Source organism: Mycobacterium sp. MAC_080597_8934 (assembly GCF_000523975.1).
Taxonomy (GTDB): domain Bacteria; phylum Actinomycetota; class Actinomycetes; order Mycobacteriales; family Mycobacteriaceae; genus Mycobacterium; species Mycobacterium avium.
In genome coordinates, this window is the sequence record NZ_JAOS01000028.1 from 200245 (window position 1) to 226893 (window position 26649).

Consider the following 26649-nt stretch of genomic DNA (forward strand, 5'->3'; position numbering starts at 1 on the left):
GACGATCGTCAGCGAAATGCCGTACGGTGCGTCCATGCAGTCACCAGCGACGCCGTCCGCGAGCGGCGGCGGTGTCCGTGAGGCACGCCGGCGGAAAACCCGCGCCCGGTTGTTCGACGCCGCGCTGGCCGAGATTTCACAACGGGGCCTGGCCGCCGCCGACGTCAGCGCCATCGTCGCCGACGCGGGCGTGGCCCGCGGGACCTTCTACTTCCACTTCCCGACCAAGGAACACGTCCTCGTCGAGGTGGAGCGCGCCGAGGAAACCCGGATCGTCAGCGAACTCGGCGGCGCCACCGGCGATCTGGTGGCGGTGCTCAACCAACTCGTGCAGCACGTGCTCAGCGCGGAAAAACTTTTGGGCCCAGCGGTTTTCCGGGACATGCTCGGACTGCACTTCTGCTCGACGCGGCCGGTCGAAGACGAGTTGGCGCAGCACCCACTCGGACAGTTCCTGGTGGGCGTCATCGGCCGGGCCCAGGACGCCGGGCAGGTCTCCTCCGACGTCGACGCGGCCGAACTCGCGACGTTCTTCCTCACCGGGCTGTTCGCGCTGCTGGCCACCGGCGCACACGACGGTGCGCTGTTAAGTCATTACGTGACAACGATTGTCAAAGGGATGGAGAAACGATGACTGCCACCGGTATCGAGGGCTACCGAGCCTTCCTGGCGCGACGCGACGGCGAGGCCGACCTGCTCAACAGGCGACTGGCCAATCGCGAGCAGTTCTTCACCCAGATCGAAGCCAACCCGGTGCGCTCGGCGCGTCCCGCCGACCGAGCCACCTTCCTGCGCAACCTGCGCCGCCGGAAACCCGAACCCGGCCTGGACGACAAGATGCTGTTCCTGCTGGCCACCGCGAAGCTCAACCAGGCCGAGCGATTCGGCGTCGGGCTCGGCGAAACCTACGGGCGCAACAGCGACGAAAGCCTGCCGCCCGAGAATGTCTATCTCGAACTCGAGGAGCACTATCACACTCGGCTGCTGGCGTACGCCCTGGACGTGTTCGACCTGACCTTTCAGGTGGTCCCGCCGCCGTTCGTGATGCGCCAGTTCGTCAAGACCGGAGTGTTTCTTCCGGAACGGCTCGGCTTCATGTTCGTCGGAGCCGCCGAGATGGCCGGCTGCATCCTGTTCGACGAACTACGCCGGGTCGGCAGTGCACTGTTCGCCGACGAGCCGCAGGTCGCCGAGCGCATCGAACTGCTCTACAGCGAAATCCTCACCGACGAGATCGGGCACGTCGGCTACTGCGCCTCGCGCTGCAGCACCGCGGAGCGGGCGATCATGCGCCGCCTCTATCCGCTGATCGGTCGGCTGTTCGCGCGGCAGACCGCCGAGATCAGCCTGCTCGTCGACCCGAAAGCGTTGCGCGCCAGGCTCGACCGCCCCTTCGACGTCGACGAACTCACCGCGGGGCTGGACAACGAAACCTACCTCGTCGCCCACCCCTGACCACGGACTCGACGGCGGACCCCGCAAACAACGTCGCGCCGAGCGTGCACTGAGTGCGACAGATCAGCGAAATATTCGCCGTGAGAACACGTTCGGCGCGCTGCGGCGAAGGCTGGGCCGGCCCGAAAAGCCAACGGGCGGTTAGGCCGCCAGCTCACCGCCGGTGCGACGCGCCACGGACGCCCGCTTGCCGCGCCGCCAACCGCGCACGGCCGCGATCGCGGACTTGAGCCCGCGGCGACGGCCCGTAGCCGGATCGGTGCCCAGGAAATCGGGATCCAGCTCGGCGAACATCCGCTCGCTGCGGGTCTCCGGAGCGTTGTCGGCGTCGTCGCGCAGATACTTGTTCGGCAGCGAGAGCTTGGCCAGCGTGCGCCATGTCTTCGCGTACTGGAACAGGAAAGATCCTGTGGTGTAAGGCAAGTCGTACTTGTCACAGACCTGACGCACCCGCACCGAGATCTCGTGCAACCGGTTGCTGGGCAGATCGGGGTACAGGTGGTGCTCGATCTGGTGACACAGGTTGCCGCTCATGAACCGCAACACCGGGCCGGCCTCGAAATTGGCGCTGCCCAGCATCTGGCGCAGGTACCACTGTCCCTTGGTCTCGCCGATCATGTCGGTCTTGGTGAATTTCTCTGCGCCGTCCGGGAAATGGCCGCAGAAGATGACAGCGTTGGCCCACACGTTGCGGATCACGTTGGCCATCGCGTTGGCCTTCAAGGTGGACAGGAAGGTCGCGCCGGGCGACAGTGACGTCAGCGCCGGGAACGCGACGTAGTCCTTGACCACCTGGCGACCCGCCTTGACCAGGAACTCATCAATCCGCTGCCGGGCTTCCTCGTGGTCCATCCGGCGCTTGAGGATCTTGCCGATCTCCACGTGCTGCAGGCCCACTCCCCATTCAAAAAGCAAGGCCAGCAACGTGTTCCACACCAGATTGAACAGGTTGAAGCGCTTCCAGCGCTGGTCGCGGGTGACGCGCAGCATGCCGTAGCCGACGTCGTCGTCCATCCCGAGAATGTTGGTGTACTTGTGGTGCACGAAGTTGTGGGTGTATCGCCAGTGCTTGGACGACCCGCTCATGTCCCACTCCCACGTCGAGGAGTGGATCTCGGGGTCGTTCATCCAGTCCCACTGCCCGTGCATGACGTTGTGGCCGATCTCCATGTTCTCGATGATCTTGGCCACGCCCAGGGTCACCGTCCCCGCCCACCAGGCCGAGCGCCGCGAGCTGGCGGCCAGCAGCAGCCGGCCGGTCACCTCCAGCGCGCGCTGGGCCGCGATGGTGCGGCGGATGTAGCGGGCGTCCCGCTCGCCGCGCGAGTCCTCCACGTCCTGGCGGATGGCATCGAGCTCAACGGCCAGGTTTTCGATATCGGCGTCCGTCAGATGGGCGAATACGTCGACGTCTGTGATCGCCATCGTCGTCATCTCCCTGCGGTCATATTGTTCGGTCCGTTCATCCGTCCCAGACCTACGCTATCGTAACCTACGACGCCGTAGGTTACCTATGAGTAGCCTTTAAATGTCGAGCACGCAATCCCCGGATGCGGCCGACACGCAGGTCTGCACCCGGGTCCCCGGCTCGTGTTCGGCGCCGGTGCGCAGATCGCGGACGTGCCCCTCGACCAGGCCGACCACACACGACTGACAGATACCCATCCGGCAGCCGAAGGGCATCTGCACCCCGGCGGCTTCGCCCGCATCCATCAACGACGTCGCCGCGTCGGCGTCGATGCTGCGCCCGCTCCTGGCGAAGGTGACCATGCCGCCGGCGCCGGCGGGTGCGGCCTTGGACACCGCGAAGCGCTCCAGATGCAACTGCTCGCCGATGCCCGCGGCCGACCATACCCGCTCCGCGGCGTTCAGCATCCCTTCCGGACCGCAGGCCCAGGTCTGGCGCTCGCGCCAGTCGGGCACCTCGCGGTCCAGCAGGGACAGGTCGAACCGGCCGCGGGTGCGGGTCTCCCGCAACTGCAGGCGATAGCCGGGGTGCTCGTTCGCCAGGGCGGCCAGCTCGCCGCGGAACATCACGTCGGCCTCGGTGGGCGCCGAGTGCAGGTGGACGATGTCACCAATCTGGTTGCGGCGCACCAGGGTTCGCAGCATCGACATCACCGGCGTGATCCCGGAGCCGGCGGTGAGGAACAGGATCGAGGCGGGCGCCGGGTCGGGCAGCACGAAGTTGCCCTGCGGCGCCGCCAGCCGGACCACGGTGCCCGGCTCGACACCGGCCACCAGGTGACTCGACAGGAAGCCCTCGGGCATCGCCTTGACGGTGATGGTCACGGTCCGCGCCGACGCCGACGTCGCCGGGCTCGAGGTCAGCGAGTACGACCGCCACCGCCAGCGCCCGTCGATCAACAGTCCGATGCCGATGTATTGGCCGGGTTGGTAGTCGAAGTTGAAGCCCCAGCCCGGTTTGATCACCAGGGTCGCGGAATCCTCGGTCTCCCGGCGCACGTCGACCACGCGGCCGCGCAGTTCCCGCGCCGACCAGAGTGGATTGGCCAGGTGCAGGTAGTCGTCGGGCAGCAGCGGCGTGGTGATGCGCGCGGCGAGTTTGCGCAGCGCGTGCCAGCCGGGGTGCCGCTCTGCCCCCGCGACCACGGGTCGCTTGGTGTCGCCAAGGTTGGCAGTGATGGGCGATGTCGTCTTGCTCATGGTGTTGCTCATGTTGGAAGCTCCTGCCTCGCAATTGCGGCGTGCGGTCAACGCCAGAGCCAAAAGCTACGGTACCGTAACCTACGGTACCGTACCCTCGGCGTCGCGGCCAGGCGTGCGGTTACAACAGCTCCAGCAGAAACGGCAGCTCCTGGCTGGCGTACCAGGCCAGGTCATGGTCCTGGGCGTCGCCGACGATCAGGTCGGCATCCTCGTCCCCCAGGTCGGCGGCGTCGACGGCCTCGATCGCCTTGGCCACCGCCGGTTCGGCGGCGGCGTTGTCGACGTAGGCGGCGATCACGTCCTCGATCCGGACCGGCCCGGCCAACCTGACCACGGCGTCGTCCAGGTCGGGACGGTAGGTGAGGTCGTCGACGTCGGCCGCCAGCACCGCGCGGCGCGGCGGCAGGGCGCCGTGTTCGGCTTCGTGTTCGGCGCCGGCCAGCAGCCGCAGCGACGCCAGCGCCGCCTCGCGCAGCGCCACCTCGGCGAGCTCGTCGTCGTCGCCCTCGGCGTAGGCCTCGCGCAACGCCGGCGTCAGCGCGAACGCCGTCCCGTTGACCGCAGCCAACGAGCCGTCGGCGACCAGCCGCTGCAGCATGGCCAGCGTGGCGGGAATGTAGACAGTGGCCACGGCTAGATCAGCGTGGCCGCGTAGTCGTCGACATACCTCGACAGCTCACGCGGCGGGCGCTGGTAGTTGCCGGTCACGACGGGACGCCGCGGCAGCTTGACGGGGGGCGCCTCGACGGCGTGGTAGGGGATCGTGGACAACAGATGGGCCATCATGTTCAGTCGCGCGTGCTTCTTGATGTCGGATTCCACGACGTACCACGGACTCTCCGGGGTATCGGTGTGCACCATCATCTCGTCCTTCGCGCGTGAATAGTCCTCCCACCGGTATACCGATTCCAGATCGATCGGAGACAGTTTCCAGCGCCGGACCGGGTCTTTCAGCCGCGCCTTGAACCGGCGCAGCTGTTCGGCCTCGGAAACCGAGAACCAATATTTGCGCAGCAATATCCCGTCGTCGATCAGCATCTGCTCGAAGATCGGGGTCTGCCGCAAAAACAGCACGTACTCCTGCGGCGTGCAGAATCCCATGACCTTCTCGATGCCGGCCCGGTTGTACCACGATCGGTCGAACAGCACGATCTCACCCTTGCTGGGCAAGTGCGCGATGTAGCGCTGGTAATACCATTGGCCGCGTTCGCGATCGGTGGGCACCGGCAGCGCGGCGACACGGGCGACCCGCGGGCTGAGATATTCGGTGATCCGTTTGATCGCGCCGCCCTTGCCGGCAGCGTCGCGGCCCTCGAAGACCACCACCAGCCGCGCCCCGGAATGGCGCACCCACTCCTGCAGTTTCACCAATTCCGTTTGCAGCCGGAACAATTCGGCTTCATAGACGGCGTCGGGAATCTTCACCGCGGCCCGGGCCGATTTCTTCTTGCCGGCCTTGAGGGGAACGCCGTCGTTTTTCGCGCTGCTCACAGCCACGAATGATAGCCCCACGCAGGGATTTTCAGCGCCGTCTAGCGCTGCCTAAGACCGGGCGGCCTCCACCAGTTCCTCGAGCGCCTGGTTCAGCAGTCCGGGCAGCAGGTCGACGTCGCTCATCGCTTCGCGGTCGGCGTTGATGCCGTAGTAGAGCATGCCGTTGTAGGACGTCACGCCGATGGCCAGCGCCTGGTTGTGCAGCAGCGGCGGCACCGAATACGTCTCCAGCAGCTTGGTGCCGGCGACGTACATCTGCGACTGCGCCCCGGGCGCGTTGGTGATCAACAGGTTGAAGGTGCGCTTGGAGAAGCTCGGGAAGCTGGTCGCGACCCGGATGCCCATGGCGTGCAGGGTGGGCGGGGCGAAACCCGACAGCGTGACGATGGTCCTGGCGTCGACCAGATGCGCGGCCGTCGGGTTGGATTCGGTGGCGTGCGCGATCTGGGAGAGCCGCACCACCGCGTTCGGCTCCCCCACCGGCAGGTCGACCAGAAACGGCATCACCTGGCTGATCGCCTGACCGGGGCCGCTGACGTCCAGGTCACCGTCGGCGTACACCGACAGCGGCGCCATCGCCCGCACCGTCGCGGTGGGCGACACCGCCACCCCGCGGGACATCAGCCAGCTGCCCAGGGCGCCGGCGATCACCGCCAGCACCACGTCGTTGACGTCGCAGTCGTAGCGGGCCCGCACGGTGCGGTAGTCCTCCAGGCTGCCGCTGGCCACGGTGAACCGCCGGTGGCGCGACACGGTGGCGTTGAGCGGGCTGCTGGGCGCGGTGCCGCGGGCCACGTTGCGCACGAAATCGAAGACCCGCCGGCCGGCGTCGACCAGCTCGCCGTAGTTGGTCACCAGCCCGCCGATCGCCGACCCGACGGCCTGCAGCTGCGCGCTGGGGCCCACCAGCCACTCCCCGATCGCGCCGAGGACCAGCCGGGTGTTGCCCGGGTCGCGTTCCGGGACCCAGATGTCTTCGGGGAAGGCCGGCGGGCGTTTGGTCCGGTCGGCGATGACGTGGTTGATCTCCAGCGCCGTCATCCCGTTGATCAGCGCTTGATGGGATTTGGTGTAGAGCGCCAGCCGGTTCTTGGACAGGCCCTCGACCAGATACATCTCCCACAGCGGCCGCGTCTTGTCCAGCGGCCGGGCGGCCAGCCGGGCGATCAGCTCGTGCAGCTGCTCGTCACTGCCCGGCGACGGCAGCGCCGAGCGGCGCACGTGATAGGTGATGTCGAAGTCGCCGTCGTCGATCCACACCGGCCGGGCGGTGCCGACCGGCACCTCCCGCACCTTCTGCCGGTAGCGCGGTATCTGCGGCAGCCGCTGCTCGATGGTGTGCAGCAGCGTCTCGTAGCTCAGCCCGGCACGCGGGCGGCGCAGGATCGCCAGCGATCCGACGTACATGGGGGTGGCGGTGTTCTCCAGCCGGTAGAACGACGCATCCGCCGGGGACAACCGGCTAACCATGCAGCGCTGTCCTCCTGGTCAGTGGGTCGTCCGTGCGCGCAGCGACCGTATTTCTCGCCCACCGTAGTGGTCCGGCCGGCGCGCCCGTCAGCGCGGGTACGCCCGCGAGCCAGTTGTGCCATGATGACCACTGACCAACCACCGTCTGCCCTCTCTCCAGCAGGCTTGCGGTCCGCCGCAAGAGTCCGCCCCAACAGTTGGAGAGTGCGCGTTGAACACCGGTCCCGTCGCCAACCCGTCCGACGCTTTCACCGTGGTACCAGTCGTCGACTACGAGCCGCAAACCCAGGACGTGCCGCGCGTGCTGGCGCAGTGCCGGCCGTCCGCGCGTGCGCCGTTGCGCCGCGGCGGCGGCCACGCGTCGCCCCGCGCCTGCGGCGGGCCACCCGGCCGAGCGGCCGCGCCGCCATCCGGCGCGGTCATGTCCGCCCAGCTGCGCGAGGCCGCGGTGTTCGCCGACGCGGCGCTGCGCCGGGTGCTCGAGGTCATCGACCGCCGCCGCCCGGCCGCCCAGCTCAACCCGCTGCTGGCCCCAGTCTGGTGGATTCTGTTGTGGCGGTTGGGCGTTCGCTGAACGGACCGGCGCCGGGCGCCGCGGTGCTGCGCCGGATGCGGTTGCAGCCGGCGGGTCACGGCGACCCGCAGACGGCGGCCGAAGTCTTCGGTTGCTACAGCCGGGGCAATCGGATGCACGCCATCGCCTGCCGGGTCGAGCAGGTGCCCGGCGCCGGCGGGACCCGGTGGATGGTGGTGGCCCTGCACATCGGGTGAACCGGGCGCGCCCTCAGGTCGCCGGTGCGGCCGGCCGCGGGCCGGTGTAGCGGGCGAGCACCGGCCCCGCGATCGCCATGATGAAAACGTAGGACGTCGCCAGCGCCGCGACCGCGGGCAGCGAGCTGCCGGCCAATCCGATGATGATCAACGAGAATTCGCCGCGGGCGATCAGCGCGGTGCCCGCCCGCAACTGCCCGCGCCGCGCTACCCCGTCGTGCCGGGCGGCGAAGATCCCGGTGGCCACCTTGGTCGCCGCGGTCGCGGCGGCCAGGATCAGCGCCGCGGGCAGCATCGGGATCAGCTCGTGCGGATCCACCGAGTAGCCGATCGCCAGAAAGAAGATGGCGGCGAACAGATCCCGCAGCGGCGCCAGCACCTGACGGGTCCGGGTCGCGGTCTCCCCGGTCAGCGTCAGGCCCACCAGGAACGCGCCCACCGCGGCCGAGGCGTGCAGGGATTCGGCCATGGCCGCCACGATCAGGGTGATGCCGAGCACCCGCAGCATCAACTGTTCGGAGTCGGGATGTTCGACCAGCCGCTGCACGTGGTGACCCCAGCGGTAGGACGCGGCGAACGCCGCCACCAGCGCGCTCACCGCCACCACCATGCCGACGACGGCGTGCAGCCAGCCGCCGCCGGACGCCAGCACCGCGAACAGCGGCAGGTAGGCGGCCATCGCGAAGTCCTCGAGCACCAGCACCGACAGCACCGCCGGGGTCTCCCGGTTACCGAGCCGGTGCAGGTCCTCCAGCAGCCGGGCGACGACGCCCGACGAGGAGATGTAGGTGACGCCGGCCAGGCACAGGATGGCCACCCCGTCCAGTCCCAGCAGCCAGCCGGCGATCGCGCCGGGCGCGGCGTTCAGCACCACGTCGACCGCCGCGGACGGCAAGTGGTGCCGCATGCTGCTGGAGAATTCGGCGACGGAGAACTCGCAGCCCAGGGTCAGCAGCAGCAACACCACGCCGATGGGCGCGCTGGTGGTGATGAACTGCCCGCCGGTGGCCAGCGGCAGCAGCCCGCCCTTGCCCAGCGCCAGGCCCGCCAGCAGGTAGACGGGGATGGGCGACAACGCGAATCGGCGCGCGGCGGCGCCCAATACGGCCAGAGTGGCCAGGAGGGCGCCGAGTTGCAGTAGCAGCGTCCCCGAAATCTGCACCGGCTCAGCCCTTGTCGATGATCTTCTCGACGCCGGCGATACCGTCTTCGGTGCCGATCACGATCAGAACGTCGCGGGCATGCAACATCTCGGAGGGACCCGGTGAGGCCAGCACTTCGTCGTCGCGCACGATGGCGACGATGGACGCCCCGGTGCGGGTGCGGGCCCGGGTGTCGCCCAGCGGGTGGTCGACGAACGGGCTGCCGGCCAGGATGTGCACCTGGCCCGTCTCCAGCCCGGGCACTTCCTTGGCCAGCTCGGTGAACCGTTCGGCGATGCGCGGCGCGCCCAGGATCTGGGCCACCGCCTCGGCCTCCTCGTTGGACAGGTGCAGCACCGGCCGGGCCTCGTCGGGATCCTCGCGGGCGTAGACGACGACGTCGAAGTCGCCGCTGCGCCGCGCGATGATGCCGACGCGGTCGCCCTTGTGGTCGGTGAACTCGTAGCGAAGGCCGACCCCGGGCAGCAGCACCTCCTTGACGTCCATACGTCAATCCTGACAGGTCGCTTTCGCCGGCGCCGACCCCGCTAGGGCAGACCGGCGGGTTGGGTCGGGTGCCGGCGCGGCCGGTGCCCCAGGGGGACCAGCATCGGCACCCGGTGCCGGTAATCGCGGTACTGGTCGCCGAGCGCCTGCACCAGGTCGTGCTCCTCCAGGTGCACGGCCAGCAGGATGTAGCCGGTCATGGCGATCGAGAACAGCAGGTGCCCGGCGGTCATGGTGGGCGCCGCCCAGAAGGCGATGACGAAGCCGAGCATCAGCGGGTGGCGTACCATCCGGTAGAGCATCCGCGCGTGAAACCCTATGTGGCTGTAGGGTTTTCCGCGCCACGCGAGATACACCTGGCGGAGTCCGAACAGGTCGAAGTGGCTGACCATGAAGGTGGCGGCCAGCGCGATCACCCAGCCGAGCCAGAACAGCGTCCACAGCACCAGCCGGCCGGCTGGTGCTGTCACCTCCCAGATCACGGCCGGCATCGTCCGCCACTGCCAGTACAGCAGCACCAGCACGGCGCTGGACAGCACCACGTAGGTGCTGCGTTCGATCGTGGCCGGGACCAGCCGCGTCCACCACGCCTTGAAACCGGGCCGGGCCATCACGCTGTGCTGGACGCCGAACAGGCCGAGCAACACCAGGTTGACCACCACCGCCTCGCCGATCGGCGACGACAGTCCGTGATCGACGGTACGCGGCACCCAAAAGTTTCCCAGGAAAGCGACGAGATACAGAAGTGCGCCGAGAAAGAGCAGATAAGCGGCGGCTCCATAGCCGACGACCAGATAGCGTTTCATTAGCTGATTGTGCACCCGATCGGCCGCCGGGAACATGGGGCGATTGCCTCAACTGTGCGGCGGAGCGGCCGGCACCAGCCCGTGCTGCAGCGCATACATGCTGGCGCCGATCCGGTTCGACACGCCGATCTTGGCGTAGGTCCGCTCGACATGGTTGCGGGCGGTTTTCTCGCTGATCACCAATGCGGCGGCGATCTCCTTGTTGGAGGCGCCGCGCGCGACGTGCCCCAGCACCTCGATCTCCCTGGGGGTCAGCCCGTCGGGGCGCGGGTTGGGCCGCGGCCCGACGGGCTGACCGGCGGCGTGCAGCACCGCTTCGGCGGCGACCGGGTCGAGCTCGCCGCAGCGCACCCGCCCGCGCAGCCGTCGCGCGGCCTCCGCCTCCGACAGCTGCTCCCGGTACGGCCGCGGCTCGCGGCCCGACTGGTAACACACGGCAGCGGCCAGGATGCGGTCCGGCATGCCCAGCGCCGAGCCGGCCAGACCGCGCGGATAGCCCGAGCCGTCGAGGCATTCGTGATGATTGCCGGCCACCTCGGCCAGCCGCCGCAGCCCGGGAACCTGGTCGAGGATGCGCACCGTCAGATACGGATGCAGCCGGACCCGCTCGAACTGCGATCCGCTCAACGGCCCCGGCCGCGACCAGATTTGGTTCGACACCCCGATGCGGCCCAGGTCGTGGACATGGCCGGCGCGCCGGGTCAGCGCCACCGCGTCGGCGTCCAACCCGGCGGCCCGCGCGGCTTGCCCCGCGAGCCGGGCCACCGCGCGCGAATGCCCAAGTGTGAACGGGCATTTCAGGTCGACGAAGTCGCCCAGCGCGACGAGTGCCGCGTCCAGCGACTGTTCGTCCACCCGGTGGCGGTCGGGCGCCTCGCGCAACGCGGCCGCCCACGCGTCGCCGGTCTGCGGGCCGGCCAGGATCGCGTCGGCGTCCCGCAGAAAGACGTCCGCGATCCCGGGGTCGAACTGGCCGCCGCGCCGGGCGCCGACCATGGCCACCGCCCCGGCCACGCCGTAGCTGCGGTGGTGCACCTCGACCATGTCGGCCAGCTGCGCGATGCGCATCTGGATCGGGATGTCCTCACCGCGGGCACCGGTGGGCAGCCCGCCGCCGTCGTAGCGCTCGAAGGTGTAGGCGAGCGCGGCTTGTACGTTGGGGCCCAAGCCAATTCGATCGGCCAGCAGGGCCGCCGAGGCGCAGTGCGAGTGGATCAACCGGGAGATGTGACCGCGCGCGTTGGCGAACAGCGTGGCCATCACGCTCAGCCGGTGCGCCAACGGCTGGCCCCGGCCGACGTTGCTGGCCAGGAACCGCAGGTACGGAATGCCGGACCAGTCCACCAGATACGAGTCGTGGCGCACGGCGATGTCGTCGCCGAACCACCGCGCGTACTCGTGCGAATCCGCGTGGCAGCCGACCCACATGACCAGGGTGGTGTAGTACACGCAGTCGCGCTGCTGCCGGCTGAGCCCGAGCCGGTCGCAGAGTCGGGTCGCGATGAGCGCCGCCCGCAACATGTGCTCGGCGGGCTGGCCGAGGCCGAGGTCGATCGCCACCGACAGCGCCGCCAGCAGCTCCGCCCGCGTCGGGAGTACGGCCTGCGCCATGAGCATCATTGTGCCCAGCCGATCGGCGCGGGGTCATCCGATTGCGACGGTGCGCGGCGCGGCGTGATGACGGCCCGGGTCGAAGTTCTCGAAATGCCCGCCGCCGACCGCGAACACCCCGCGCTGCGGGGGCCGGAAACCCCCCAGCCGGGCCTGGCGTCGCAGCGGCCCGACCGGTCCCAGGTCCGCGCCGTCCAGCACCGCCCGGGAGTGGTGCACCGCCCACACCCGCGCGGGCGCGAGCATGAAGCGCTGACCGTTGGGCACCGTTCCGCAGAGCCGGACCCGGCCGGCCCGCAGCAGCGGGCCGGCCGCGCGACCGAGCACGGCCAGCACGGCCCGGCTGGTCCACGCCCGCTGCGGCAGCCGCGCGCCGAGCGCACTCATCAGCCGGGTGGCGACGGTGGCCCGCAGGTCGATGCGCCAGGCGAGCAGTCCCGGGATCTCGACGAGCAGCGACCACGGGGTGACCCAGGCGACGTCGATGTCGCATTGGACCGCGTCGCGGGCGGTCGCCGCGCCGAAGTAGCGGGCACAGCTCTGCGGGCCGGGGGTGGTGGCGTAGAAGGTCCACACCCCGTCGCGGTCGCGGTGCCACACCGAGCGGTAGCCGGGCGAGAACGAGGTCGCCGGAAACTGCCGCAGCGCCAGGTAATGCCCGCTGCCGAAGGGCAGCCCCATCACGCCGAAACCGACGAACCGTTCGTCGTCTCCGGCGGGCAGGGCCGGGTCATCCAGGACGGCCGTCGCGGCGTCGAGAGGGGTGCGTGTCGTGGTCATGCATGCATGGTGGGCGCCGACACCGCCGCCGCGCATGGGGCGAATGCCTCAACTCGGCACAGGGCGTGCGGTGGCAGCGCCCGCGGCGGCCCGGCGCGCCCGCCTCCCCGGCCCACGCTCGCCTGCCCCGGCCCGCGTCCGCCTCCCCGGCCCACGCCCGCCGAGCGTGAAGTTAGGTGCACGCTCGGCGCCGAGCGTGAAGTTAACTTCACGCTCGAGCGGAGGGGGTCGCGACTGGCCGCGCGGAGGCGGCCAAACCCGGACGAAAGGCTAGCGGCGCTTCACCGATTTGGGGGGCTTGGCGCCGCGGCCCTGCTGGCGCGCGGCGGCGCGCCGCTCCCGACGGCTGGCGCCGGCGGGCACCCCGGCCGGCGTCTTGGCGTCGCCGCCGTTGCGCTGCACCTGCGCCGAGCCGTCCTCGGACGGGCCGGAGTAGGTCATCGCCGGCGCTTCGTTGTCAATTCCCTTGGCGCGCAACTGCGTTGGGGCTTCGTCGCGCGCGGCCGTCGCGGTGCCGCCCTGTTCGGCCGGCGCCCCCAGCTCGGCCAGCCCCTCGGGCGTCTGCACCGGCGCCACCTGCGGGGCGGGCACCGCCTCGACGGTGACATTGAACAGGAAGCCGACCGACTCCTCCTTCATGCCGTCGAGCATGGCCATGAACATGTCGTAGCCCTCGCGCTGGTACTCCACCAGCGGGTCGCGCTGCGCCATGGCGCGCAGGCCGATGCCCTCCTTCAGGTAGTCCATCTCGTAGAGGTGCTCGCGCCACTTGCGGTCGATGACGTTGAGCAGCACGTTGCGCTCCAACTGACGCATCGCGCCCTCGCCCGCGATCTCCTCCAGCTCGGCTTCCCTTGCGGCATAAGCACGTTCGGCGTCTTTGAGCAGCGCCTCCAGCAGCTCCTCGCGGGTGAGGTCGTCGAAGCCGCCGTCGGCGTCCCGGCGGGTGAGCGTGGCATGGTCGATGCCGACCGGATACAGCGTCTTCAACGCCGTCCACAACGCGTCCAGGTCCCAATCCTCGGCGTAGCCCTCGGCCGTCGCGCCGTTGACATAGGCGGTGACCACGTCGCGGACCATCTCGAGGGCCTGCTCCTTGAGGTTCTCGCCTTCCAGGATGCGGCGGCGCTCGGCGTAGATCACCTTGCGCTGCTGGTTCATCACCTCGTCGTACTTGAGGACGTTCTTTCTGACCTCGAAGTTCTGCTGCTCGACCTGGGTCTGGGCGCTCTTGATCGCCCGGGTCACCATCTTGGCCTCGATGGGGACGTCGTCGGGCAGGTTGAGCCGGTTGAGCATCGCCTCCAGCGCGGCGCCGTTGAACCGGCGCATCAGCTCGTCGCCCAGCGACAGGTAGAACCGCGACTCGCCCGGGTCGCCCTGACGCCCGGAGCGGCCGCGCAGCTGGTTGTCGATGCGGCGCGACTCGTGCCGCTCGGTGCCCAGCACGTACAGGCCGCCGGCCTCGATCACTTCCTTGGCCTCGGCGGCGGCCTCGGCCTTGACCTTGGGCAGTTCCTCGTGCCAGGCCGCCTCGTACTCGTCGGGCGTCTCGACCGGGTCCAGGCCGCGCTCGCGCAGCCGCTGGTCGGTGAGGAAGTCGACGTTGCCGCCCAGCACGATGTCGGTGCCGCGGCCGGCCATGTTGGTGGCCACCGTGACGCCGCCGCGCCGGCCGGCCACCGCGACGATGCCGGCCTCCTGCTCGTGGTACTTGGCGTTGAGGACGTTGTGCGGGATGCGCCGCTTCTGGAACTGGCGCGACAGGTACTCCGAGCGCTCGACGCTGGTGGTGCCGATCAGCACCGGCTGGCCCTTCTGGTAGCGCTCGACCACGTCGTCGACCACCGCGATGTACTTGGCTTCCTCGGTCTTGTAGATCAGGTCGGACTGGTCGGTGCGGATCATCGGCTTGTTGGTCGGGATCGGCACCACGCCGAGCTTGTAGATCTCGTGCAGCTCGGCCGCCTCGGTCTGGGCGGTGCCGGTCATGCCGGACAGCTTGTCGTAGAGCCGGAAGTAGTTCTGCAGCGTGATGGTGGCCAGCGTCTGGTTCTCGGCCTTGATCTCGACGTGCTCCTTGGCCTCGATGGCCTGGTGCATGCCCTCGTTGTAGCGGCGGCCGTACAGGACGCGACCGGTGAACTCGTCGACGATGAGCACCTCGCCGTCGCGCACGATGTAGTCCTTGTCGCGGTGGAACAGCTCCTTGGCCTTCAGCGCGTTGTTGAGGTAGCTGACCAGCGGCGAGTTGGCCGCCTCGTAGAGGTTGTCGATGCCGAGCTGGTCCTCGACGAACTCCACCCCCAGCTCGTGCACGCCGACGGTGCGCTTGCGCAGATCCACCTCGTAGTGGACGTCCTTTTCCATCAGCGGGGCCAGCCGGGCGAACTCGAGGTACCAGTTGGAGGCGCCGTCGGCGGGCCCGGAGATGATCAGCGGGGTGCGGGCCTCGTCGATCAGGATCGAGTCCACCTCGTCGACGATCGCGAAGTTGTGCCCGCGCTGCACCAGGTCGTCGAGCGAGTGCGCCATGTTATCGCGCAGGTAGTCGAAGCCGAACTCGTTGTTGGTGCCGTACGTGATGTCGGCGTTGTAGGCGACCCGGCGCTCGTCGGGCGTCATCTGGGCGAGAATCACCCCGACGTCCAGACCCAGGAAGCGGTGCACCCGGCCCATCCACTCGCTGTCGCGTTTGGCCAGGTAGTCGTTGACGGTGACGACGTGCACGCCCTTGCCGCCGATGCCGTTGAGGTAGGCGGGCAGCACCGAGGTCAGCGTCTTGCCCTCACCGGTCTTCATCTCGGCGACGTTGCCGAAGTGCAGCGCCGCCGCGCCCATCACCTGCACGTCGAACGGGCGCTGGTCGAGCACCCGCCAGGCCGCCTCCCGGGCCACCGCGAACGCCTCGGGCAGCAGGTCGTCGAGGCTCTCGCCGTCGGCGTGCCGCTTCTTGAACTCGTCGGTCTTGGCCCGCAACTCGGCGTCGGTGAGCTTTTCGACCTCGTCGGACAAGGTGTTGACGTAGTCAGCCACCCGCTTGAGACGCTTGAGCATGCGACCTTCGCCAAGGCGCAGCAACTTCGACAGCACGGTGTTGTCCTCTACGGTCTGATTGCCCGGCTCCTGCGCATCGCGCTGCGCGCTCTGCGTCGTCGTCGGGCCGGATCGGGGTCTTTGGCGACACCCATCCTAGGTGACGTCGCTCTTTGGACGCCGAACGTCGACTCGTGGTGCGGATTCGCCCGAAATCGCGCAATAAAGTCGACGTTCGGCGGACGACGGGATCAGTCAGGCCAGGCGGATCAGGCCGTAGTCGTAGGCGTGCCGGCGGTAGACCACACAGGGCCGTTCGGTCTGCTTGTCCTGGAAGAGAAAGAAGTCGTGCCCGACGAGTTCCATTTCGTAGAGCGCGTCGTCGACCGTCATCGGGATGGCCGGGTGCTCCTTGGTGCGCACGATGCGCCCGGGCTCCCGGTCGAGCTCGGTGTCGGGCTCCACGCCGTCATGGTCGGCCGCCGGCTGCGGCTCACTGGGCAGCGGCGCGCGCGGGGGCACCGCGGTGGCGGCGGCCAGCGAGACCGGGGTCTTGTCGCCGTAGTGCACCTTGCGGCGATCCTTGACCCGGCGCAGCCGGTTCTCCAGCTTGTCGACCGCGGACTCGAAGGCGGCGTAGAAGCTGTCGGCGCAGGCCTCCGCCCGGCTGACGGGGCCGCGGCCGCGGGCGGTGATCTCCACCCGTTGACAGGACTTGCGCTGCCGCCGGTTGGGCGCGTGCTTGAGTTCGACGTCGAAGAGATAGATCGAGCGGTCGAACCGCTCGAGGCGGGCGAGTTTTTGCGAGACGTACAGACGGTAGTGATCGGGGATTTCTACGTTGCGGCCCTTGAACACGACTTCGGCGGTGGCCGTCGGTTGGCCTTGCCCGTCGGTGCTGGGCGACGACTGGTCCAGAATCTGACCGGAATCCACGGATAGCCTTGACATACGTGACAACTCGTTTCTCTTTCACGTCGCACGCGCCCTGCGTGCCCGGCTGATGTGATGCGCCGACGAGGTGAGAGCGGTTCGAGACTGGCTACCGCCGCAGGCTGCCCGCCGGAGCAAGGTGTCGATTACTCACCCCTTCCGCGTGGGTCTCAACCTGGAAATATCGCGACCAGTGAGTCGAACCAGAGTCGATGATGTTGTCCTCGACGTTAGCTCGTGTTCGGCTGCCGATGCCACTAATTTCGTCGAGCTGTTGCGTGTTCTTCACATCGCGATTCACGCCGCCGCGATCGCCAGCACGGCGGCGACCCGGGCCCCCGCCGCGTGCAGGACGCGCACCGACTCGCGCGCCGTCGCCCCAGTGGTGACGACGTCGTCGACGACGAGGACGTCGGCGCCCGGCAGCGGCGCGGGCCGGCCCCGCAGCACCACCCGGCCGGCGATGTTGCGTTCCCGCTCGGCAGTGCCCAGCCCCACCGAGTCGCGGGTGAGCGCCCGGATCCGCAACACCGAGGCGACGGCGATGTCGGGATGGCGGGCCACCGCGGCGCGCGCCAGCCGGGTGACGGGATCGCCGCCGCGGCGGCGCGCGGCCGACCGTCGTGTGGGGGCGGGCACGACGATCAGCGGGGTGGCGACGATGCCCCAGCACAGCAGCCGGTGCACCGCGACGGCCAGGGCGCCCGCCAGCGGCGCGACGAGGTCGGCGCGGCCGTGTTCCTTGAGCGCCAGGAGGGCGCGCCGCCGGGTGTTGGCGTAGCGGCCGAGCGCGAACACCGGGACGCCCGGGTCGACGCGCGGGTTCACCACGTGCGGTTCGTCGGGTTTGACGACCAGCTCGGCCGCGCAGGCCGGGCACCAGCGGGTCGCCGGCGCCGCGCAGCCGCCGCATTCGGCCGGCAGGAACAGGTCGAGCATGCCGCCAGTGTGGCGGCGGGGTGACAGGTGGCGCCCGGCCTTGCGGCCGCCCTGGCGATCGCCGCTAGCCCGACGGCGGCGACCCGCTGCGCCCGGCCTTGCGGCCGCCCTGGCGATCGCCGCTAGCCCGGCAGCACCGGCGCGGCGCCGGGCACCGTCAGCCCGGGCACCTCCGACCAGCCCTGCTGGCCGTCCGCCGACGGCGAATACTGCAGCACCCCTTGGGGACCCGCGACATAGGCGGTGGACGGGTTGGCCACCACCGTCGTCACCGGCATCTGCACACCGTGCGGCGGGGCGTCGGAGTTGACCCCGTCGAGGTTGACGTAGGAGACCGGGTGGCTGGGGTCGGTGCGGGTCACCACGATGTCGTCGCCGGTGCGCCAGGACAGCGACACCACCGAATTGCCCAGCCCGAAACCGAGCCGGCGCGGATACGTCAGGGCGTACTGGCCGGCCTGGGTCTGCTCGACGCTGGCCAGGATCACCTGGCCGCCGATCACCATCGCGGCGCGGGTGCTGTCCCGGGACAGCTGCAGGTCGGTGATCGGCCCCGGGAACCGGGTGGCCACCGCCACCGAGTCCACCGGCAGCCGGGCGGGCTGCCCGGACGCCGGCTCCTGAATCGCCCGCAGCACGTTGTTGCCGTCGACCACCACCCAGACCACGTCGTCCAGCGACCAGGTGGGCCGCGACAGGCTGTGCCCGTCGGCGGACTGCACCGCCTCGGCGCCCAGATCACCGATCCACAACGAGGCCGCCATGTCCGGGGCGCCGCGGTGCAGCGTCACCACCGACGCCACCTGGCGGCCGTTGCGCGACAGCGCGGCGCCGGTCTGATCGCCCATCCGCCCGAACGCCCCGGGCACCACGACGGTGTGCTGCCCGTCCAGCGACACCAGTGAGCCGTTCACCAGGGCATGCAGCCCGGCGCCCGCGCCGTCGGCGACGCCGGGGTCGGTGGCGGCGACGTCGGAGGTGGTCCAGCCGTCGCGGAACCGGTCGTCCAGCGGCGCGCCGTCGGCGTTGATCACGTACGGGCCCCGGATGTCGGCCCGGGCCAGGGTCCAAATGATCTGTGCCGCAACCAATTGCCTGCTGTGCGGATCGGTGGTGGACAGCTTCTCCAGGTCGATGCGCGCGCCGCCGTAGCCCCGTCCGATCCCGCTCTTGCCGCCGTCGGCCCGGGTCACCGGCCCGCGCAGCCGCAGCGGCGGGGCCAGCAGATTGCGCACGGTGTGCGCCATTTCGGGCCGCGGCCCGGCGATCAGCTTGGAGACCAGCTCGGTGGCCAGCTGATCGTGGTCGGGCACCGCGACGTAGCGCGGATCGGGCACCACGGTCTTGCCGGTCGGGTCGGCGAAATACAGCGTGTTGCGCTTGTAGGTGGCCTGGAACTGCTGCCAGTCCAGGAACACCCCGTTGGGCAGGCGGTCGATCCGCCAGCCGCCGGAGGTCTTGACCAACTCGATCGGCCCCGGGTCGGGCAGCACCCCCTCGGCGGTCTCGAACACCCCCATGTCCGACAGCGAACCCAGGATGTCGGCCCGCATCGTCGCCGAAACACGTTCGGCCGCACGGGTTTCCACGAACACGACGTGGTCGATCAGCAGCGCGCTGCCGGCGTCGTCCCAGGCGTTGGACGCCGACTGGGTGAGGAACTGGCGCGCCGCCAGATGCCGGTTCGCGGGATCGGCTGTCGCCTTGAGGAATTCGCGCAGCAACACGTCGGGGTCCATGCCCGGGGTGGGCTTGGGCAGGTTCGACGGCGCCGGCCGCTCGACGGTGCCGATGGCTTGCGGCGCCGACGAACTGGGCACCCCGGCGCAGCCGGCGAGCAGCACGGCCAGCATCAGCAGGCCCAGGAGCTTACGCCCCATCACAGCGACCTTTCGGCGTGCTCGCGTTGGCGCGCACGGTCTTTCGCGTGTTGCGGGCCGGTCGACGGGGACTGCCCACCGGACGGGGCCGGCTGCGGGATCGGCTTCATCGGCAGCGGGCTGGTGGTCACCTTGTGGCCGCGGACCAGCGGCAGGGTGAGCCGGAAGCACGAGCCGACGCCCGGTTCGCCCCACGCCTCCAGCCGGCCCTGGTGCAGCCGGGCGTCCTCGATGCTGATCGCCAGGCCCAGGCCGGTGCCGCCGGAGCGGCGCACCCGCGACGGGTCCGCCCGCCAGAACCGGCTGAACACCAGCTTCTCCTCGCCGGGCCGCAACCCCACCCCGTAGTCGCGGACGGTGACCGCGACGGTGTCCTCGTCGGCGGCCATCCGGATCTTGACCGGCTTGTGCTCGGCGTGGTCGATGGCGTTGGCGATCAGGTTGCGCAGGATCCGCTCCACCCGGCGGGTGTCGACCTCGGCGATGACCTCCTCGGCCGGCAGCTCCACCTGCAGTTCGATGCCGGCGTCCTCGGCCAGATGCCCCACGTTGCTCAGCGCGCTCTGCACCGTGCTGCGCAGGTCGACGGCCTCGACGGACAGCTCGGCGACCCCGGCGTCGTGCCGGGAGATCTCCAGCAGGTCGTTGAGCAGCGACTCGAACCGGTCCAGCTCGTTGACCATCAGCTCGGTGGAGCGCGCCAGCGTCGGATCGAGGTCGGCGCTGTGGTCGTAGATCAGGTCGGCGGCCATGCGCACCGTGGTCAGCGGGGTGCGCAGCTCGTGGCTCACGTCGGAAGTGAAGCGGCGCTGCAGGTTTCCGAACTCCTCCAGTTGGGTGATCTGCCGCGACAGGCTCTCGGCCATGTCGTTGAACGACATCGCCAGCCGGGCCATGTCGTCCTCGCCGCGCACCGGCATCCGTTCGGACAGATGCCCCTCGGCGAACCGTTCGGCGATGCGCGACGCCGAACGCACCGGCACCACCACCTGCCGCGACACCAGCAGCGCGATCCCGGCCAGCAGCACCAGCAGCACGGCGCCGCCGGTGATCATGGTGCCGCGCACCAGCTGGATGGTGGCCTGTTCGTTCTTCAGCGGGAAGATCAGGTACAGCTCCAGGTTGGCCACTTGGGAGGAGGCCGGGCTGCCGACGATCAGCGCCGGCCCGGAGAACCCGTCGGTGTGCACGGTGGCGTACTGGTAGGACGCCTGCCCGGCCTTGACGAAGCCCCGCAGCGAAGCGGGCACCTGATCGACGGGGCCGGCCGTGGTGGCCGCGCGTGGGCCGTCACCGGGCACCATCAGCACGGCGTCGAAGGTGCCGGCCGTCCCCGCCCCCGAGGCCGAATCGGTCTTAGATGTCAGCGTGTTGCGCGCCAGCTGCAGGCTGCTGTCCAGCGAGCGCGCCTCTTCGCCGTTGACGATCCCGCCGACCGTGGTGCGGGCCCGCTCGATCTGCTCGATGGCGGCCTTCACCTTGACGTCGAGCACGCGATTGGTGACCTGGGACGTCAGCACGAAGCCCAGCGCCAGGATGACCGCCAGGGACAGCCCCAGGGTCAGCGCCACCACCCGCAGCTGCAGCGAGCGCCGCCAGGCCGTGCCCACCGCCCGGCTCACCGCGCCCATGCCGCGAGTCATCGGACCGGAGCGCCCCCAGCGGCTCCGCGTACGTCGCCGGGAGCCCCACATCATCAATGACGCCGCTCCTCAGCATCACTCCGTTCTGCATCTTCGCCGGCGCAGCCGGCGATCACGGAGGTCCGGCCTTGTAACCCACTCCTCGAACGGTCAACACCACGGTCGGGTTCTCAGGGTCTTTCTCGACCTTGGCCCGCAGACGCTGGACGTGCACGTTCACCAGGCGGGTGTCCGCCGGGTGCCGATAGCCCCACACCTGTTCGAGCAGCACATCACGAGTAAACACCTGCCGCGGTTTGCGCGCCAACGCCACCAGCAGGTCGAATTCCAGCGGGGTCAACGAGATCTGCTCGCCGTTGCGGGTGACCTTGTGCGCCGGAACGTCGATCTCCACGTCGGCGATGGACAGCATCTCGGCGGGTTCGTCGTCGTTGCGGCGCAGCCGCGCCCGCACCCGGGCCACCAGCTCCTTGGGCTTGAACGGCTTCATGATGTAGTCGTCGGCGCCCGACTCGAGGCCCAGGACCACGTCGACGGTGTCGGTCTTGGCGGTCAGCATCACGATCGGCACGCCGGAGTCGGCGCGCAGCACCCGGCACACGTCGATGCCGTTCATGCCCGGCAGCATCAGGTCCAACAGGACCAGGTCGGGGCGCAGCTCGCGTACCGCGGTCAGGGCCTGGGTGCCGTCACCGATGACCGCAGTGTCGAAACCCTCCCCACGCAGCACGATGGTGAGCATCTCGGCGAGCGAAGCGTCGTCATCGACGACGAGAATCCTTTGCCTCATGGAGTCCATGGTGTCACCAGATCGGGACAAAATTGGGGCGCCACACGGGCGTTTCTTCTCGGATACGGCCGAATCGTGACAAATCTGTGCTATTCGGCCGCCAAATCGGCGGCCAGCCGGGCCGGGTCGACGTCCGCGTCGACGACCCGCCAGGCACCGCCCAGCCCGCGGCGGCCAGCTGCGCGTACACCGCGCCGGTGCGTTCCTGCAGCCCGTCGTCGCGTTCGTAGATGTCCCGCGCGCGGCCCGGATCGGACTCGGCCGGCTGCGTGCGCGCTCCGCGGCCAGCTCGGCCGAGACCGCCAGCAGCACCTGCCGGTCGGGTGCGGGCAGTTTCAGCCGCCGTACTCCAGGGTGTGCACCCAGGCGACCGCGGGCCCGTCGGCGTCCTGGTGCAGGCGCGCGGCGGTGTAGGCCGCGTTGGAGGCGACGTAGCGGTCCATGATCACCACGTCGTGGTCGCGGCGCAGGCCCTCGATGTCGCCGACGGCCGCGGCCCGGTCCAGCGCGAAGAGCATCGCCATCGCGTACACCGACGACGCCAGGTCGCCGTGCTCGCCGTGCAGCGCCTCGGCTGCGATGTCGGCGGTCACCGAGCGCCCGTACCGCGGGAAGGCCAGCGTGGCCACCGACTGTCCCGCCGCCTCGAAGGCCTTGCGCAGACCCTCGGCCAGTGTCCGCTTGCCGGCGCCGTCGACGCCCTCGATCGCGATCAGCACGGCGCGAGCCTATCGGGCCGCCGAGCGTGAATCTAAGTTCACGCTCGGGCCGCCGGCGCTGTGGCCGCCGGCGCCCGGCAGCGCGCTCAGTAGCGGTAGTGGTCGGCCTTGTACGGGCCGTCGACGTCGACGCCGATGTACTCGGCCTGCTCCTTGGTGAGCTTGGTCAGCTCGCCGCCCAGGGCCTCCACGTGGATGCGGGCCACCTTCTCGTCGAGGTGCTTGGGCAGCCGGTACACCTCGTTGTCGTACTCGTCGTTCTTGGTCCACAGCTCGATCTGGGCGATCACCTGGTTGGAGAAGCTGTTGCTCATCACGAACGACGGGTGCCCGGTGGCGTTGCCCAGGTTCAGCAGCCGGCCCTCGGAGAGCACGATGATCGACTTGCCGGTGTCCGGGAAGGTCCACAGGTCGACCTGCGGGCGGATGTTGGTCTTGATGGCGCCGGACTTCTCCAGCCGGGCGATCTGGATCTCGTTGTCGAAGTGGCCGATATTGCCCAGGATGGCCTTGTCCTTCATCGCCTTCATGTGCTCGAGGGTGATGATGTCCTTATTGCCGGTGGCGGTGATGACGATGTCGGCCTCGCCGATGACGTCCTCCACCCGCTTGACGTTGTAGCCCTCCATCAGCGCCTGCAGCGCGTTGATCGGGTCGATCTCGGTGACGGTCACCCGGGCGCCCTGCCCGGCCAGCGACTCCACACTGCCCTTGCCGACGTCACCGTAGCCGCAGACCAGCACGTTCTTGCCGCCGATCAGCACGTCGGTGCCGCGGTTGATGCCGTCGATCAGCGAGTGCCGGCAGCCGTACTTGTTGTCGAACTTGCTCTTGGTGACCGAGTCGTTGACGTTGATCGCCGGGAACGCCAGATCACCGGCCGCGGCGAACTGGTACAGCCGCAGCACCCCGGTGGTGGTCTCCTCGGTGACGCCCTTGATCGACTCGGAGATCTTGGTCCACTTGGTCTTGTCGGTCTCGAAGCGCTCGCGCAGCAGGTTGAGGAACACCCGGTGCTCGGCGGAGTCGTCCTCGTCGTCGGGCGGCACCACGCCGGCCTTCTCGTACTGGGCGCCGCGCAGCACCAGCATGGTGGCGTCGCCGCCGTCGTCGAGGATCATGTTGGCCGGCGCCTCTGTCCCGTCCGCGAGCGGAGGCCAGGTCAGCGCCTGCTCGGCGGCCCACCAGTACTCCTCGAGCGTCTCGCCCTTCCACGCGAACACCGGCACGCCCCGGGGCTCCTCGGGGGTGCCGTGTGGGCCGACGACGACCGCCGCGGCGGCGTGGTCCTGGGTGGAGAAGATGTTGCAGGACGCCCAGCGCACCTCGGCGCCCAGCGCCACCAGCGTCTCGATCAGCACCGCGGTCTGCACGGTCATGTGCAGCGAGCCGGAGATGCGCGCGCCCTTGAGCGGCTGCACGTCGTGGTACTCCCGGCGCAGCGACATCAGACCCGGCATCTCCTGCTCCGAGAGCTCGATGTCGCGGCGCCCGTAGTCGGCCAGCGACAGATCGGCGACCTTGAACTCGATGCCGTTGCGAACGTCGGGGGTGAGCGCGTTTTCGGTCGTCGTCATGGGTTCTCTTCCTGTTCCTGCCGTCCGGGGATCACTGGGTAATTAGCTTAGGTATGTTCTTGCGCCACTGTAGTCGCGGGTCGGCGCCCCGCCGCGGCCAGGGAACGCTCACCCGACGTTGACGACGCCGTGCCGCTCGGCGAACGGCGTCATCAACCGGGCCAGATCGGCGGCCACGTCGTGGTCGGCCTCGGGCGGCATCGACACGTAGCTCAGCGCCAGCCGCACGATGGCGCGGGCCAGCACCCCGGCGTCCTCGTCGGTGGTGGACACCCAGGTGTGCGTCAGCGCCGAGGCCAGCCGGGCCGACGCGCGGGTGATGATGACCGCGCTGTCGGTGGTGATCAGCTGCAACAGGTCGGGCTTGGCGACGCCGGTGCGCAGCGAGGTCACCAGCGGGTCGGCCGCCGCGTCGGCGAAGAACCTGCGGAAGGCGTCCAGGAACGACTCGTAGATGTTGCCGACGTGGGCGTCCAGGGCCTCGTGGATGGTGTCGACCAGGCGGTCGGCCAAGCGCAGCGCGTACCCCTGCGCCAGGCCTTGCCGGGAGCCGAACTCGTTGTAGATGGTCTGACGGCTGATGCCGGCGGCCCGGGCCACGTCGGACAGCGTGATGGCCGACCAGTCCCGGGTCACCAGCAGATCCCGCATCGCATCCAGCACCGAGTCACGCAGCAGGGCGCGCGACGCCTCGGCGTACGGCATCCGCTTCACAGCCGCGACAATATCGGGTTTGGGCATCGGGTTTCAGCCCGATCAGGGCCGCGCCACTTCCACCATCTCGAAGTCGCTCTTCGCCGCGCCGCAGTCCGGGCAGCTCCAGTCCTCCGGGATGTCGTCCCAGCGGGTGCCCGGGGCGATGCCGTCCTCCGGCCAGCCCTTGGCCTCGTCGTACTCGAATCCGCACTGCACGCAGACGAACAGCTTGTAGTCGCTCATCGGTTCACTCCTGTCCAATCAGGTTTTCGAAATCGACCTTCTCGCGCACCGCGCAATCGGGACAGCACCAGTCGTCGGGGATGTCGGCAAACGGAGTCCCGGCCGGAAAGCCTTCCCGCGGAGCACCTTTGGCCTCGTCGTAGATGTAGTCGCAGCCGGGGCAGCGGTAGCGGGTCATGCCGTCACCGCCGGGTAGCGGGCCAGCAGCTTGGCGCGCCGCCGCGGCGACACGTTGACCCGGGTGATGTCGCCGCCGTAGTGGGCCAGCACCCGATGGTCCATCACCTTGCGCCACAGCGGCGGGAAGTAGGTGAGCGAGATCATCGACGCGTACCCGCTGGGCAGGTTGGGCGAGCCGTCCAGGCTGCGCAGCGTCTGGTAGCGCCGGGTCGGGTTGGCGTGGTGATCGCTGTGCCGCTGCAGGTGGTAGAGGAACAGGTTGGTGACGACGTGGTCGGAGTTCCAGCTGTGCTCGGGTGTGCACCGCTCGTAGCGCGCTTTCCCCGAAGGCGAGTCGATCTTGCGCCGCAGCAGCCCGTAGTGCTCCAGGTAGTTGACCGCCTCGAGCAGGCTGAAGCCGAACACCGCCTGGATGACCACGAATGGGATGAGCCCCGGGCCGAAGACCGCGATCAGCACGCCCCACAACACGATTGACATCGCCCAGGCGTTGAGCACGTCGTTGGACGGGTAGGTGAGCGGGTTCCACGGGTTCTTGCCGAGCCGGCGCAGCCGTTGGGCTTCCAGCCGCAGCGCGGAACGCAGGCTGCCGAACACGCTGCGCGGCAAGAACTCCCAGAAGGTCTCCCCGAACCGGGCCGACGCCGGGTCCTCCGGCGTGGCCACCCGCACGTGGTGGCCGCGGTTGTGCTCGATGTAGAAGTGGCCGTAGCAGGTCTGGGCCAGGGTGATCTTGGACAGCCAGCGCTCCAGCGAGTCCTTCTTGTGGCCCATCTCGTGCGCGGTGTTGATGCCGACGCCGCCGAGCACGCCGACCGACAGCGCCAGCCCCAGCTTGCCCGCCCAGCCGAGGCCGCCGTGGAAGCCCAGCCAGCTCAGGTCGGTGGCGGTGAACAGGTAGGCGCCCAGGATCACGCTCAGGTACTGGAACGGGATGTAGACGTAGGTGCAGTAGCGGTAGTACTTGTCGTTCTCCAGCCGCTCCATCACCTCGTCGGGCGGGTTCTGGCCGTCGGGGCCGAAGCGCAGGTCGAGGATCGGCAACAGGACGTAGAGCAGGATCGGCCCGATCCACAGCGGCACCTGGGCGGCGGCGTGCCAGCCCAGCCGGTTCAGGGCCCAGACCAGCGGCAGCATCACGAACAGCGCCGTCGGCGCGATCAGCCCCATCAGCCACAGCCGGCGCTTCTTGTCCCGCCAGGCGGCCGGTTCCGAGGAAGGTTGTAGGTCAACGGTGGTCATTTGGCAAACCTCCTTGTGAGTCACACCACGTTGGAGGTTGACAATACCGGCGTCTACGTCTCCTG

At 69.4% G+C, this 26649-nt stretch carries 23 protein-coding genes and 2 pseudogenes; 3 read left to right on the forward strand and 22 right to left on the reverse strand.

The genetic code is table 11. The features are described from left to right. Positions 1-16 precede the first annotated feature (16 nt). Together NF20_RS16090 and NF20_RS16095 are read left to right on the forward strand one after the other, a co-directional pair. The gene (locus NF20_RS16090; RefSeq protein WP_023860915.1) at positions 17-634 is read left to right on the forward strand and encodes a TetR/AcrR family transcriptional regulator; all 618 of its coding nucleotides are present in this window, start codon (positions 17-19) and stop codon (positions 632-634) included. Further along, positions 631-1455: a hypothetical protein gene (locus NF20_RS16095; protein WP_009978711.1), complete on the forward strand. Its 825-nt coding sequence runs from the start codon at positions 631-633 to the stop codon at positions 1453-1455. Before NF20_RS16090 ends, NF20_RS16095 begins: the two co-directional genes overlap by 4 nt. A 141-nt stretch (positions 1456-1596) precedes the next feature. Here the strand turns inward: NF20_RS16095 and NF20_RS16100 are convergent, their stop codons facing one another. From NF20_RS16100 to NF20_RS16120, 5 genes are all read right to left on the reverse strand, one after another. Beyond that, positions 1597-2880, reverse strand: a complete 1284-nt coding sequence (locus NF20_RS16100) for a fatty acid desaturase family protein (RefSeq protein WP_031347668.1) — start codon at positions 2878-2880, stop codon at positions 1597-1599. A 99-nt stretch (positions 2881-2979) separates the two neighbouring features. Further along, entirely contained in the window at positions 2980-4122 is a 1143-nt protein-coding gene (locus tag NF20_RS16105) for a ferredoxin reductase (RefSeq protein WP_031343632.1), read from the reverse strand. Positions 4123-4243: 121 nt separating this feature from the next. Further along, positions 4244-4756 (reverse strand): DUF6912 family protein, encoded by a 513-nt coding sequence (locus NF20_RS16110; RefSeq protein ID WP_003874580.1) that lies wholly within the window; start codon positions 4754-4756, stop codon positions 4244-4246. A gap of 2 nt (positions 4757-4758) precedes the next feature. Beyond that, positions 4759-5616: a polyphosphate kinase 2 gene (gene ppk2, locus NF20_RS16115; protein WP_011725940.1), complete on the reverse strand. Its 858-nt coding sequence runs from the start codon at positions 5614-5616 to the stop codon at positions 4759-4761. 51 nt (positions 5617-5667) lie between these two features. Continuing rightward, positions 5668-7089, reverse strand: a complete 1422-nt coding sequence (locus NF20_RS16120; protein ID WP_023868156.1) for a WS/DGAT/MGAT family O-acyltransferase — start codon at positions 7087-7089, stop codon at positions 5668-5670. Between the two features lie 211 nt (positions 7090-7300). On the opposite strand from NF20_RS16120, the pseudogene NF20_RS16125 reads away from it, so the two are divergent. Continuing rightward, positions 7301-7860: pseudogene (locus NF20_RS16125) on the forward strand (Rv3235 family protein). 13 nt (positions 7861-7873) lie between these two features. Here NF20_RS16125 and NF20_RS16130 read toward each other — a convergent pair. From NF20_RS16130 to NF20_RS16210, 17 genes and pseudogenes are all read right to left on the reverse strand, one after another. Beyond that, positions 7874-9022: a cation:proton antiporter gene (locus tag NF20_RS16130; protein ID WP_019734240.1), complete on the reverse strand. Its 1149-nt coding sequence runs from the start codon at positions 9020-9022 to the stop codon at positions 7874-7876. Positions 9023-9026: 4 nt separating this feature from the next. Beyond that, positions 9027-9509, reverse strand: a complete 483-nt coding sequence (locus NF20_RS16135) for a cation:proton antiporter regulatory subunit (protein ID WP_003874575.1) — start codon at positions 9507-9509, stop codon at positions 9027-9029. Between the two features lie 41 nt (positions 9510-9550). Next, the gene (gene mddA / locus NF20_RS16140) at positions 9551-10315 is read right to left on the reverse strand and encodes a methanethiol S-methyltransferase (protein WP_031345214.1); all 765 of its coding nucleotides are present in this window, start codon (positions 10313-10315) and stop codon (positions 9551-9553) included. A gap of 48 nt (positions 10316-10363) precedes the next feature. Beyond that, the gene (locus tag NF20_RS16145) at positions 10364-11935 is read right to left on the reverse strand and encodes an HD domain-containing phosphohydrolase (RefSeq protein WP_011725943.1); all 1572 of its coding nucleotides are present in this window, start codon (positions 11933-11935) and stop codon (positions 10364-10366) included. Between the two features lie 24 nt (positions 11936-11959). Beyond that, positions 11960-12706, reverse strand: a complete 747-nt coding sequence (locus NF20_RS16150) for a hypothetical protein (protein ID WP_031347664.1) — start codon at positions 12704-12706, stop codon at positions 11960-11962. A gap of 270 nt (positions 12707-12976) precedes the next feature. Next, complete coding sequence (secA, locus tag NF20_RS16155; RefSeq protein WP_033711584.1) at positions 12977-15799, reverse strand: preprotein translocase subunit SecA; 2823 nt, start codon at positions 15797-15799, stop codon at positions 12977-12979. A gap of 198 nt (positions 15800-15997) precedes the next feature. Then, complete coding sequence (gene hpf / locus NF20_RS16160; RefSeq protein WP_009978732.1) at positions 15998-16678, reverse strand: ribosome hibernation-promoting factor, HPF/YfiA family; 681 nt, start codon at positions 16676-16678, stop codon at positions 15998-16000. 294 nt (positions 16679-16972) lie between these two features. Then, positions 16973-17614 (reverse strand): ComF family protein, encoded by a 642-nt coding sequence (locus NF20_RS16165; protein ID WP_023860905.1) that lies wholly within the window; start codon positions 17612-17614, stop codon positions 16973-16975. Positions 17615-17736: 122 nt separating this feature from the next. Next, positions 17737-19494 carry an MtrAB system accessory lipoprotein LpqB gene (gene lpqB / locus NF20_RS16170; protein WP_009978734.1) on the reverse strand — a complete coding sequence of 586 codons (1758 nt, stop codon included), beginning with the start codon at positions 19492-19494 and terminating at the stop codon, positions 17737-17739. Further along, a complete protein-coding gene (gene mtrB / locus NF20_RS16175; protein ID WP_080576384.1) occupies positions 19494-21191 on the reverse strand; it encodes an MtrAB system histidine kinase MtrB in 1698 nt (565 codons plus the stop codon). Before mtrB ends, lpqB begins: the two co-directional genes overlap by 1 nt. Positions 21192-21249: 58 nt before the next feature. Then, positions 21250-21936, reverse strand: coding sequence for a two-component system response regulator MtrA (gene mtrA, locus NF20_RS16180; RefSeq protein WP_007168097.1), 687 nt, complete (start codon positions 21934-21936; stop codon positions 21250-21252). Between the two features lie 80 nt (positions 21937-22016). Next, positions 22017-22646: pseudogene (locus NF20_RS16185) on the reverse strand (dTMP kinase). A gap of 86 nt (positions 22647-22732) precedes the next feature. Beyond that, positions 22733-24223, reverse strand: coding sequence for an adenosylhomocysteinase (ahcY, locus tag NF20_RS16190; protein WP_003874564.1), 1491 nt, complete (start codon positions 24221-24223; stop codon positions 22733-22735). A 108-nt stretch (positions 24224-24331) separates the two neighbouring features. Continuing rightward, positions 24332-24964 carry a TetR family transcriptional regulator gene (locus NF20_RS16195; protein ID WP_003874563.1) on the reverse strand — a complete coding sequence of 211 codons (633 nt, stop codon included), beginning with the start codon at positions 24962-24964 and terminating at the stop codon, positions 24332-24334. A gap of 15 nt (positions 24965-24979) precedes the next feature. Beyond that, positions 24980-25162: a rubredoxin gene (locus NF20_RS16200; RefSeq protein ID WP_009978741.1), complete on the reverse strand. Its 183-nt coding sequence runs from the start codon at positions 25160-25162 to the stop codon at positions 24980-24982. A gap of 4 nt (positions 25163-25166) precedes the next feature. Further along, complete coding sequence (locus tag NF20_RS16205; RefSeq protein ID WP_011725947.1) at positions 25167-25340, reverse strand: rubredoxin; 174 nt, start codon at positions 25338-25340, stop codon at positions 25167-25169. Further along, positions 25337-26584 carry an alkane 1-monooxygenase gene (locus NF20_RS16210; RefSeq protein WP_019733462.1) on the reverse strand — a complete coding sequence of 416 codons (1248 nt, stop codon included), beginning with the start codon at positions 26582-26584 and terminating at the stop codon, positions 25337-25339. Before NF20_RS16210 ends, NF20_RS16205 begins: the two co-directional genes overlap by 4 nt. Positions 26585-26649 lie beyond the last annotated feature (65 nt).